Genomic DNA, 12,057 nt, shown 5'->3' with positions numbered 1-12,057 from the left:
CGCGCCCGGGTCCGCCCGCCATGTCGCGCAATATGCTCTTCCGGCCTTCGAATGACGACGTTTCGCGCGACATCGCGGGTTCAGCAGGATGGGGCGCGCCCTCACCCCGCGACGAGGGGTGCCGCCGCCGCCCGCGCGAGCGCGTCGCGGGCCGCGACCACGCCCGGCCGGTCAGCGCTCGCGAGCCTCGCGGAGGAGAACACCTCGCGGTGCGGATCGCCGGGCAGGGGCAGCAGCAGGACGCTCGGCTCCTCGCCCGCCCACACGAGGTCGGGCAGCAGCCCGACGGCGTTGCCCGACCGGATCAGCCGGATGTGCGCCATGAGGTCGGCGGTCTCGAATCGAACGTCGGGCTCGAACCCGGCCTCGCGGCAGAGCTGTTCGGCCCACTCGCGCGAGGCCGTGCCGGCGGGTTCGAGCACCCAGGGGTGCTTCGCGGCTTCGGCGAGCGGGGCCGAGGCATCCGCCGCGGAGGCATCCCGTACCGAGGCATCCCGCGCGCGCGTGCCCGACGCGGGATGCGGCGGCAACGCGAGCCGGATCGCGTCGGCCGCGAGCGGCACGCGGTCCAGCTCGGGATGCAGCGGCCGCGTGCGGCCCGGATACTGCTCGGCGAGCACCAGGTCGAAGTCGCGTGCGGCGACGTCGAAGAGGGCGGCCTCGGGCTCGCGCTCGGTCAGCTCGACGCGCAGCGACGGATGCTCCGCCGCGAGCAGGGTGAGCGCCCGTGGCACGACGGCGTGCGCGGCCGACTGGAACGTCGCGATGCGCACCGTGCCGCCGACGTTCGTGAGCGATCGCGCGACGTCGGCCTCGGCCCGCTCGAGCCGGTCGAGCACCGCCTGGGCGTGGGCGACGAGCACCTCGGCCTGCGGCGTCAGCCGCACGCGCCGGCCGACCGGCACGAGCAGGGGAACGCCCACCTCGCGCTCGAGGAGACCGAGCTGCTGCGACACCGAGGACGGGCTGTACGACAGCGCGTCGGCGACCGCGGCGAGGGTGCCGCGACGGCTCAGTTCGACGAGCAGTCGCAGTCGTCGCATGTCGAGCATCGTCCACCTCCGAGGCATCCGAAATTCATTCGGTTCTGATGAAGAGTATCCGTCGGAATCATTCGCTGTACCGAACGAACGCCAGACCGCACACTATTCGCGAGGCACGCGCGATTCTCGGCTGCCACTGAGCGAAGGACAACTACCGTCATGAGCATGACGAACGTCAGCGCGGACCCCGCCGCGCGCACCGACCAGGTCACCGCCCTCGTGCGTCGCTGGCTGGCCGAGAGTGCCGACCACCCCGTCGACCCGGCCGCCGAGCGGCTCGCGGGCGTCCTGAAGGACCCGAACGGCCTCGCCTTCACCGTCGGCTTCGTCGACGGCGTCATGCGCCCCGAGGATCTCGGGGTCGCCGGCCGCAACCTCGCCGAGGTCGCCAGGCTCACGCCGAAGTTCCTGCCCTGGTACCTGCGCGCCGCCGTGCGCACCGGGGCCGCGTTCGCGCCCGCGTTCCCCTGGATCGTCATCCCGATCGCCCGCCGCGTGCTGCGCGGCATGGTCGGCCACCTCGTGCTCGACGCGACGCCCGCCAAGCTCGGCCCGGCGATCGCGAAGCTGCGCGAGTCGGGCAACCGGCTGAACCTCAACCTCCTCGGTGAAGCCGTGCTCGGCGAGCAGGAGGCCGACCGGCGCCTCGCGGGCACCTTCGAGTTCCTCGCCCGCGACGACGTCGACTACGTCTCGATCAAGGTCTCGAGCGTCGTGAGCCAGCTCTCGATGTGGTCGTTCGACGAGGCCGTCGCGAAGGTCGTCGAGAAGCTCACGCCGCTGTACGAGCTCGCCGCGGGCAGCGGCGTGCGAGGACGCCCCAAGTTCATCAACCTCGACATGGAGGAGTACCGCGACCTCGACCTGACGATCGCGGTCTTCCAGAAGCTGCTCGACCAGCCGCAGCTGGGCGGCCTCGAGGCCGGCATCGTGCTGCAGACCTACCTGCCCGACGCGCTCGGCGCGATGCAACGGCTCACGACGTGGGCGCAGGCCCGCCGCGCCGCCGGCGGCGCGCCGATCAAGGTGCGCGTCGTCAAGGGCGCGAACCTCGCGATGGAGCACGTGGATGCCGCCATCCACGACTGGCCTGTCGCGACCTACTCGTCCAAGCAGGACTCCGACACGAACTACAAGCGCCTGCTGCACTGGTCGATGACGCCCGAGCGCACCGATGCCGTGCGCCTCGGCATCGCCGGCCACAACCTCTTCGATGTCGCGCACGCGTGGCTCACGGCCAAGGAGCGCGGCGTCGAGTCCGCCGTCGAGTTCGAGATGCTGCTCGGCATGGCGACCGGGCAGGCCGCGGCCGTGCGCGGTGACGTCGGGCGCCTGCTGCTCTACACGCCGGTCGTGAACCCGGCCGAGTTCGACGTCGCGATCGCGTACCTGATCCGCCGCCTCGAGGAGAACGCGAGCCAGGACAACTTCATGTCGGCCGTGTTCGAGCTCGCGGGCGACCAGCGCCTGTTCGCGCGCGAACAGGAGCGGTACCGCCGCTCGCTCGCGGCGCTCGACGGCGAGACGGATGCCACGCCCGCGCCCGCCCCGAACCGCACGCAGAACCGGCGCACCGAGTGGGAGGACGGCCGGCTCGCCGCCGAGCTGGCCCACCAGGACGCGCCCGCGCCGGGTACCGAGCACGAGGACGAGTCGCTGACGAGCGTCGTGCTCGGGTTCACCCGGGGCTCGGCGGGAGACGGCGACGGCGCCGGCGACGGTTCCGGCGACGGGCTCGTCGCCGGCCACTCGCTCGCGTCGTCCGACGCCCCGACGACGCCCGTCGGCCCCGGCGTCACGCCCGGGTTCCGCAACGAGCCCGACACCGACCCCGCGCTCGCCGCGAACCGGGACTGGGGCCGGCGCATCCTCGCGCGCGTGCCCGGCTCGACGCTCGGCAGCGACACCATCGGCCGGGCGCACGTCACCGATCCGGCCGAGCTGCGCGCGCTGCTCGAGCAGGTGCGCGCCAACGGCGAGGCATGGGGCCGTCGCTCGGGCGCCGAGCGCGCCGCCGTGCTGCACCGCGCCGGCCTCGCGCTCGCCGCGAACCGCGACCGGCTGATCGAGGTCATGGCCGCCGAGACCGGCAAGACCATCGCCGAGGCCGACCCCGAGATCAGCGAGGCGATCGACTTCGCGCACTACTACGCCGAGCGCGCCCGCGAGCTCGACCACGTGCAGGGCGCGACCTTCGTGCCGTCGAAGCTCACCGTGGTCACGCCGCCGTGGAACTTCCCGGTCGCGATCCCGGCCGGCGGCGTGCTCGCCGCGCTCGCCGCGGGCTCTGGCGTCGTCATCAAGCCCGCCGCGCTCGCCGAGCGTTCGGGCGCCGTCATGGTCGAGGCGCTCTGGGAGGCCGGCATCCCGCGCGACCTCCTCGCGCTCGTCAAGGTCGGTGAGCGCGAACTCGGTCGCGAGCTCGTCGCGAGCCCCCTCGTCGACCGGGTCATCCTCACGGGTGCGTACGAGACGGCCGAGCTGTTCCGCTCGTTCCGCGAGGCCCTGCCGCTGCTGGCCGAGACCAGCGGCAAGAACGCGATCATCGTCACGCCCTCCGCCGACCTCGACCTCGCGGCATCCGATGTCGTGAAGAGCGCGTTCGGGCACGCCGGCCAGAAGTGCTCGGCGGCCTCCCTCGTGATCCTCGTCGGCTCGGTGGCGAAGTCCGAGCGCTTCCGCCGCCAGCTCGTCGACGCCGCGACCTCGATGCGCGTCGGCTACCCCGACGACCCCTCGAGCCAGGTCGGCCCGATCATCGAGCCCGCGAACGGCAAGCTGCTGCACGCGCTCACCCAGCTCGGCGCGGACGAGGAGTGGCTCGTCGAGCCGCGTCGGCTCGACGGATCCGGCCGGCTCTGGTCGCCCGGCATCCGCACGGGCGTCAAGGGCGGCTCGTACTTCCACCTGACCGAGTTCTTCGGGCCCGTGCTCGGCGTCATGCACGCGAAGGACCTCGAGGAGGCCATCGCGCTGCAGAATGCGGTCGACTACGGGCTGACCGCCGGCCTGCACTCGCTCGACCCCGAGGAGCTCGCGACCTGGCTCGACCGGGTCGAGGCCGGCAACCTCTACGTCAACCGCGGCATCACGGGTGCGATCGTGCAGCGCCAGCCGTTCGGCGGGTGGAAGAAGTCGGCCGTCGGCGCCGGTGCCAAGGCCGGCGGACCGAACTACCTGTTCGGGCTCGGAGAATGGCTGCCCGACCACTCGAAGCAGTCGGGCTCGCTGCACCTGCGCGGCCTCGACCGCCGCGTCACCGAGGTCATCGAGGCCTCGCAGTCGTCGCTCGAGTACGAGCAGTTCGAGGTGCTGCGCCGGTCGGCGCTGTCCGACGAGGTCGCGTGGACCGAGGAGTACGGCCTCGCCCGCGACCACTCGGGCCTCGGCGTCGAGCGCAACGTCTTCCGGTACCGCGCGCTCCCCGTGACCGTGCGCATCGCCGAGGCGGCCACGCTCGTCGACGGCCTGCGCATCGTCATCGCGGGCCTGCGCGCCGGGTCGGAGTTCCGCGTGTCGACCGCGCACGAGCTGCCCAAGGGCGTCCGGGCCGTGCTCGCCGCCCGCGACATCCCGGTGGTCCGCGAGGGCGACGGGGCGTGGCTGACGGGCATCGCCGCCGGCAGGCTCGCGACGAGCCGCATCCGCCTGGTCGGCGGCGACGCTGCCGCGGTCACGCGCGTGCTGCACGGCCGGCCGGATGTCGCGGTCTGGGCGCACCCCGTGACCCCGTCGGGTCGCGTGGAGCTGCTGCCGTTCCTGCGCGAGCAGGCCGTGTCGATCACGAACCACCGGTTCGGCAACCCGACGACGATCTCCGACGGGGTGATCTAGCCGGGCACTGCGGCGGCTCGCCGCGCGCGATGCAGGAAAACGGGCTCCATCCCCGCTGTGGGGACACCATGGGGCCCGTTTTCCTGCGTTGTGCGGGCGGGCACGCCTGCGCTGTGCGGGCAGCAGCCGGTGCTGGGCCGGCGCGGCGGGGCATCCGAATGCCAAAACAGAATCGAATTTGGTTTTAGCCTCCCCGGAACGTAGAGTGGCCGCGATCCGCGCCTGACCCGGCGCGTCGATCGCCCCTTCACCCCACCCGCATCACCCGGACGAGGACGCCCGAACCCCATGGACCGCAGCGAATACCGCCGCCTGAAGAAGCAGTACCGTGCCGACGCGAAGCAGCGCTGGGCCGACCTGAAAGCCGTCCGGAAGCAGCGCCGACGCGACGGCCTGACCTGGGCCGAGCGCCGCGCCGCTCGCAAGGCCGACCGGCAGGAGATCCGCGCCTGGAAGGCCGAGATCGCCGCGGCCTCGCCCAAGCTCGAACGGAAGGCGCAGCGCAAGGGCTACCGCTGGTTCAAGCGACGCCAGCGCCGCTGGATCGGCTGGATCGCCTTCGGCGTCGTGATCGCCCTCATCGCGTCGCTGTTCGGCTGGTGGTACGCCTCGGCGACGACGCCGCTGACCGACGAGCAGGCCGCGACGCGCGAGGCATCCCTGCCGGTCGCCGAACAGGTGCAGGCCGAGGGATCGGTGCTGCTCGAGAACGAGGGCGGCGTGCTGCCGCTGCGCGACGAGCCCGTCGCGATGTTCGGCATCGGGTCGGTCGAGCCGGTCTACTCGGGCGGCGGCGCAGGCGGCATCTCGGCCACCGGTGCGCAGTCGCTGTACGACGCGTTCGACGAGGCCGGCATCGACTACGACGCCGACGTACGCGACGTGTACGGCAACTGGGCGACCTCCGGCGAGGCGAAGGCCGACGACTGGACCGAGCCCGAGGGCGGCATCGTCGAGACGCTGCTGCCCGCGGTCGGCGGCTTCCTCGTCGCGACGCCCGAGGAGATGCCCGCCGACGAACTGCCCGACGACGTGGTCGCCGCGGCGGCCGAGCGCGCCGACACCGCGATCTACGTCGTCTCGCGTGCCGGCACCGAGACGATCGACCTGACCCTCGAGCAGATGAGCCTCAGCGCCGCGGAGCGCGACACGGTCGAGCTGCTCGACGAGCGCTTCGAGCACGTCGTCGTGCTCGTCAACAGCACGAACGTCATGGAGCTCGGCTTCCTCGAGGAGTACGAGCACGTCGATGCCGCCCTCTGGATCGGCGGCCCCGGCGAGACCGGCGCCTCCGCCGTCGCCGCCGTGCTGACCGGCGAGGTCAACCCGTCGGGCCGCACGGTCGACACGTGGGCGTACGACGTCGAGTCGAATCCCGCGGTCGCGAACACGGGTGACTTCGAGTACACGGATGCCTCGGGCGAGCCGAGCGGCCGCACGTTCACCGACAACCTCGAGGGCATCTACCTCGGCTACCGCTACTACGAGACGTTCGTGCCCGACGCCGAGTACGACCGGGTCGTGCAGTACCCGTTCGGCTACGGCCTCTCGTACACCGACTTCGCGTGGAACGTCGTGTCGACGAGCGCCGATGCCGACCAGATCACCGCGACCGTCGAGGTGACCAACACGGGCGACGTCGCGGGCAAGGACGTCGTGCAGCTCTACTACAGCGCGCCCTACACGCCGGGCGGCATCGAGAAGTCGGCCGTCGCCCTGGGCGGCTACGCCAAGACGGACGTGATCGAGCCCGGGGCATCCGACACCGTCACCGTGACGTTCGCGACGCGCGACATGGCCTCGTACGACGACCGCGACGCGCGCACCTGGGTGCTCGAGGCCGGCGCGTACGAGCTGCAGGTCGCCCGCGACGTGCACGACCCCGTCGCCTCGTTCTCGTGGACGCAGTCCGAGACCGTCGTGCTCGACACCGACTCGGCGACGGGCGCCGAGGTGACCAACCGCTTCGACGACGAGGTCCGCGACGACCTGACCTGGCTCTCGCGCGCCGATCCCGCAGGCACCGCGCCGACCGCGCCGACGGGTGAGCGCCTCGAGCTGCCCGAAGGCCTGCTCGACCGCGACTACGAGCACGTGGTCGACCCGTCGGTCGAGGAGCCGACGACCGGCGCCGAGCACGGCATCATGCTCGAGGACCTCGCCGGGCTGCCCATCGACGACCCGAAGTGGGAGCCGTTCCTCGACCAGTTCACCGCGGAGGAGCTCGTGGCGTTCTCGGGCAACGGCGCCTACTGGTCGATCGCGATCGACCGGCTCGGCATCCCGCGCACCACGATGTACGACGGGCCGACGAGCATCCGCAGCTTCCTCGAGGCGTGGGCGTCGGTCGCCTTCCCGGCGCCCGTCGTGCTCGCGTCGTCGTGGAACGTCGACCTCGCCCACGAGGTCGGCCTCGCGATGGGCGCCGAGGCGCAGGCGTACGGCGTCGACGCCGTCTACGCGCCGTCGCTCGACCTGCACCGCTCGCCGCTCGGCGGCCGCAACTTCGAGTACTTCTCGGAGGACCCGCTGCTCACCGGCACCCTCGGCGCCGCGTACTCGAGCGGCATCCAGGAGCACGGCACGACCACGGTCGTCAAGCACTTCGCGGGCAACCTGCAGGAGACGAACCGCGCGAAGTTCGGGCTCTACGTGTGGGCGCCCGAGCAGGCGTGGCGCGAGCTCTACCTGAAGCCCTTCGAGATCACCGTGAAGCAGGCCGACGCGCACGGCGTGATGACCGCGTTCAACCGCGTGGGCTCGACGTGGGCCGGTGGCAGCGCGCCGCTGCTCACCGACATCCTGCGCGGCGAGTGGGGCTTCGAGGGCTTCGTCATCACGGACGCGGGCATCGGCCCGCAGGGCGAGCACTTCGACGCGCTGCAGGCCGTCGAGGCGGGCAACGACCTGATGCTCGACCTGCCGCTCGACCTGCCGGGGCCGGGCACCTTCGAGCAGCAGCTGAGCAGCTACCTCGAGGAGGATCGCGCCGGTACGCTCAGCGCATTGCGGGACGCCGCACGCCACATCGCCTACTACGTGCTGCAGACGAACAGGATCTGATCATGCTGGCCCACGCCGACCTGATCGAGCGGATGACGCTCGAGGAGAAGGCCTCGCTCATGAGCGGCGCCAACTTCTGGAACACGAAGCCGATCGAGCGGCTCGGCGTGCCCTCGATCATGCTGACCGACGGGCCGCACGGCGTGCGCAAGCAGGGCGGCAAGGCCGACCACCTCGGCCTGAACTCGAGCCTCCCGGCGACGTGCTTCCCGACAGCGGCCGCGCTCGCGCAGTCGTGGGACCCCGAGCTGCTCGAGTCGGTCGGCCGGGCCCTCGGCGCCGAGGCGCGCGCGGCGGGCGTCGCGGTGCTGCTCGGCCCCGGCCTGAACATCGTGCGCAACCCGCTCGGCGGGCGTTCGTTCGAGTACTTCTCGGAGGACCCGAAGCTCAGCGGCGACCTCGCCGCGGCCATGGTCCGGGGCATCCAGTCGACCGGCGTCTCCGCATGTCCGAAGCACTTCGCGGTCAACAGCCAGGAGCACCTGCGCATGTCGATCGACGAGGTCGTCGACGAGCGGAGCCTGCGCGAGATCTACCTCGAGGGCTTCCGCCGCGTGGTCGAGGATGGCGCGCCGAAGGCGATCATGACCTCGTACAACCGGGTCAACGGCACCTATGCCAACGAGCATCCGCACCTCGTGCGCGACATCCTGCGCGGTGAATGGGGCTTCGACGGCCTGATCGTGACCGACTGGGGCGGCAACCACGACCGAGTCGCGGGGCTCGTCACCGGCAACCAGCTCGAGATGCCGTCGAGCGACGGGCTCACCGACGCGCAGCTCGTGCGCGCCGTGCGGGCCGGCGAGCTCGACGAGGCCGTGCTCGACGAGCGGGTCGACGAGCTGCTGCGTTTCGTGTTCGCGGTGCAGCCGGCGCTCGCGGATGCGCCGGGCGTCGCCGGTTCCGTCGACCTCGACGCGCAGCACCGCGCCGCCGTCGCCGCCGCGCGCGAGTGCCTCGTGCTGCTGAAGAACACGGATGCCGCGCTGCCGCTCCCGCCCCGGGCGCGCGTCGCGGTGATCGGCGACTTCGCCGCCACGCCGCGCTACCAGGGCGCCGGCAGCTCGCTCGTGAACCCCACCCGGGTCGACGACGCGCTGACCGCGCTGCGCGCGTCGGACCTCGAGGTCACCGGCTACGCGCAGGGCTTCGAACGGTTCGGCGGTCGCAACCGGCGCCTGCGCGACGAGGCGCTCCGCGTGGCCGCATCCGCCGACACCGTGCTCGCGTTCATCGGACTCGACGAGTCCAGCGAGGCCGAGGGCGTCGACCGCGAGCACCTGCGCCTGCCGCAGAACCAGCTCGACCTCGTCGACGCGCTCGTCGCCGCCGGGCACCGCGTCGTCGTCGTGCTCGCCGGCGGCAGCCCCGTCGAGCTGCCCTTCGCCGACGACGTCGCCGCGATCCTGCACACTTCGCTCGCCGGGCAGGGCGGCGGCACCGCCGTCGCCGACGTGCTCACCGGCCGGCACGAGCCGAGCGGGCGGCTCGCCGTCAGCTACCCGCTGCGCTTTTCGGATGTCCCGTCCGCCGGCACGTTCCCCGGACTCGAGGCCACCGCCGAGCACCGCGACGCGATCTTCGTCGGCTACCGCTATTACGAAACCCGCGGCGTTCCCGTGCGGTACGCGTTCGGACACGGGCTCTCGTACACATCGTTCGCGTACGAGGGGCTCGAGGTGGTTCGCGGCGACGCCGACGGTGGCGCCGGTGGCGCCGGTGGCGCCGGTGGCGACGGTGCCGCCGGTCGAGTGGTCGTGCGGTTCACCGTACGGAACACGGGTTCGCGCGCCGGCGTGGAGGTTCCGCAGGTGTACGTCGGGCCGGGTCCTTCTGCTTCTTCTCCGTGGTCGTCGGTCTTCCACGCACGCGTGCAGCTCGCCGCGAGCACCCGACTCCGGCTGGAGCCGGGCGAGGCGACATCGGTCGAGCTGGCGATCGATCCGAGGGCGCTCGAGTACTACTCGGTCGCCGCGGGTCGCTGGGTGCGCCCGGCCGGCGAGGTCGTCGTCGAGGTGGGCGCGTCGGTCGCCGACATCCGCCTCACCGGAACGATCACTGTCGACGGCGAGACGGATGTCCCCGTCTCCGACGCCGATCGCCTGCCCGTGTACGCGGCCGCCGACGTGCAGCACGTCGACGATGCGAGCTTCGCGACGCTGCTCGGTCGCACGCCGCCGCCGACCCGGTGGGACCGGTCGGCGCCCCTCACGTACGAGGCCGACACCGTCGCCCAGCTCGTCTACGCGAAGGCGCTCGGACGTGCCTTCCACGGGCTTCTCGCCGGAGCGCGGCGCGTGCTGCTCGCCCTCAAGCGCCCGCACGCGGCGAACAACGTGATGTTCCTGATCAACATGCCGTTCCACAAGGTCGACGCCTTCACCAAGGGGCGCGTGAACGAGCGGACCGTGCGCCGGTTCCTGCGCTGGACGAACCGGCGCTGAGCGAATCGGCGCTGAGCGAATCGGCGCTGAGCGGGACGCCCCTGTCGTGTCGGTATCGGTTGGCCATCGTGTCGGTCGACGAATGTTCACCGACGCTTCGGCCGGTTTCGGGCGCTGAGCATCTCGGACTCCTCCGCGAACTCATCGAACTCGCACAGCAGACGGAACCCCAAGCGCGGAGGGCGCACCGCAGAGCCCTCCCGAACTGAGTGCCCGTGATGACGGCATCGATCGGCGCCCAGACCATGACGGTATCGATCGGTAGTCAGACCATGACGGTATCGATCGGTACTCGGAACACGATGGTATCGATCGGTGCTCAGAACGGCGGCGGGTCGGTGTAGGCCCGACCCGTGGGACTTCGCCACGTGACGGTGCCTTCGAGCTTCGACTTCGTGACCGTGAACCGGGCCGCGTGCTTCAGGCGATGGTCGCTGCGGCAGGTCGGGGCGAGGTTCGCGACGTCGGTCGGCCCGCCGGTGAACCAGTCGCGCACGTGGTCGAGGTCGGACGAGACGGCCAGCCGGTCGCAACCCGGCCGCGTGCACGTGCCGTGCCGGAGGGCGAGCCAGGTGCGCTGCGCCGCCGACGGGCGGTACCTCGTGCGATCGAGCGCGAGGGGAGCGCTCGTGACCGGGTCGACCGCGAGGCGGAGGAATGACGGTGCATCGGCGAACAGCTGACGTGCCGTCGCGAGGTCGATGGGCCCAGCGCCGTCGAGCTGGGCCGGCTCGTCGTCGGCACCGGCCAGCGCGAGCACCGGTACGGTCACGATGACCTCGACGCTCGCCGCGGTGGGCGTGCCATCGCCGGCGAGCCACGCGACCGCGGTGTCGGCGCGGAGCTGGTCGAGGCTGCGGCGTTCGTCGGGAGCGCCCGCCTGCGCGTGGCACGTCGCGTCGAGCCGTGCCCGGATCCGCGCCGCATCGACCGAGGAGACGAACAGGCTCACCCAGCTCATGCCGTCGTCGACGTGCTCGACCTGAACTCGGCGGTCGGCGTACGCGCGCGTGTGACGCGCCTCGAGCAGCGCCCGGTCGTATCGGGCGCGCAGCGCGCGTAGGCGCTGGCGGAACCGTGCCGGGGTGACGGAGCCGATCAGGTCGGCCACGGCCTCGTCGAACCGGGCGAGGCCCGGGTCGTCGGGATCGAACCCGACGGCCGCGTCGACCGCGGCGCGCACCTCGGGGTAGGCGGCGACACCCGACTCGAACCGGTGCCAGACCAGCGGCAGGCGGTCGTGCAGGACCTCGGCCTCGAACGCACGAGTGCGCACCGTGCCGGAAGGCAGTTTCAGCCGCATCGACAACTCGGCGGCGACCGCGCGAACGGCGAGCTCCTGCTCATCGCGAGCGCCCAGCGCCGACCGGTTCAGATAGAGCGCAGGGTGCTGGCGTGCGCAATCGAACGCGCGGCGGATCGCGGCCAGATGCGCGGCCATCGCCCGATTCGCGGCGAACGCGGCGGTCTCGGCCGCGTCCAGAGCGTCTTCGAGTGCGGCGAACTCGCCCAGCGGCGCCGCTGTGCCGCTCGCGTCGTGGAGCGCCTCGAGGAGCGGCCACGAGGCATCCGGTTCGTCGATCGTCGCCCACGATGGCGGCCAGGTGGCGGCCGCCTTCGGGGCGGGTGGATCGAACAGGAGTTCCATGGAATGAGTCTGGCAGTGACCACTG

The 12,057-nt window shown here is 72.1% G+C and carries 5 protein-coding genes; 3 read left to right on the top strand and 2 right to left on the bottom strand.

Annotated elements, in window-relative coordinates:
- Positions 1 to 101: 101 nt before the first annotated feature.
- On the bottom strand, positions 102 to 1,052 hold the full coding sequence (locus tag GE115_RS07790) for a LysR family transcriptional regulator (protein WP_153684380.1): 951 nt from the start codon (positions 1,050 to 1,052) through the stop codon (positions 102 to 104).
- A 156-nt stretch (positions 1,053 to 1,208) separates the two neighbouring features.
- On the opposite strand from GE115_RS07790, the gene GE115_RS07785 reads away from it, so the two are divergent.
- From GE115_RS07785 to GE115_RS07775, 3 genes are all read left to right on the top strand, one after another.
- Positions 1,209 to 4,877 (top strand): proline dehydrogenase family protein, encoded by a 3,669-nt coding sequence (locus tag GE115_RS07785; protein ID WP_216648787.1) that lies wholly within the window; start codon positions 1,209 to 1,211, stop codon positions 4,875 to 4,877.
- A 288-nt stretch (positions 4,878 to 5,165) separates the two neighbouring features.
- Complete coding sequence (locus GE115_RS07780; protein WP_153684197.1) at positions 5,166 to 7,940, top strand: glycoside hydrolase family 3 N-terminal domain-containing protein; 2,775 nt, start codon at positions 5,166 to 5,168, stop codon at positions 7,938 to 7,940.
- Between the two features lie 2 nt (positions 7,941 to 7,942).
- A complete protein-coding gene (locus tag GE115_RS07775; RefSeq protein ID WP_246190623.1) occupies positions 7,943 to 10,384 on the top strand; it encodes a glycoside hydrolase family 3 C-terminal domain-containing protein in 2,442 nt (813 codons plus the stop codon).
- 319 nt (positions 10,385 to 10,703) lie between these two features.
- Here the strand turns inward: GE115_RS07775 and GE115_RS07770 are convergent, their stop codons facing one another.
- Entirely contained in the window at positions 10,704 to 12,032 is a 1,329-nt protein-coding gene (locus GE115_RS07770; RefSeq protein WP_153684196.1) for an HNH endonuclease signature motif containing protein, read from the bottom strand.
- Positions 12,033 to 12,057: the final 25 nt, after the last annotated feature.

It is taken from the genome of Agromyces agglutinans, assembly GCF_009647605.1.
In the GTDB taxonomy this organism is placed as follows: Bacteria; Actinomycetota; Actinomycetes; order Actinomycetales; family Microbacteriaceae; genus Agromyces; species Agromyces agglutinans.
The sequence above is the reverse complement of the archived record's forward strand: the minus strand, read 5'-3'. Positions and strand labels throughout refer to the sequence as shown.

Coding starts and splice junctions, on each gene's coding strand:
- GE115_RS07790 (WP_153684380.1), bottom strand. CDS start 1,052: ATGCTCGACATGCGACGACTGCGACTGCTCGTCGAACTGAGCCGTCGC.
- GE115_RS07785 (WP_216648787.1), top strand. CDS start 1,209: ATGACGAACGTCAGCGCGGACCCCGCCGCGCGCACCGACCAGGTCACC.
- GE115_RS07780 (WP_153684197.1), top strand. CDS start 5,166: ATGGACCGCAGCGAATACCGCCGCCTGAAGAAGCAGTACCGTGCCGAC.
- GE115_RS07775 (WP_246190623.1), top strand. CDS start 7,943: ATGCTGGCCCACGCCGACCTGATCGAGCGGATGACGCTCGAGGAGAAG.
- GE115_RS07770 (WP_153684196.1), bottom strand. CDS start 12,032: ATGGAACTCCTGTTCGATCCACCCGCCCCGAAGGCGGCCGCCACCTGG.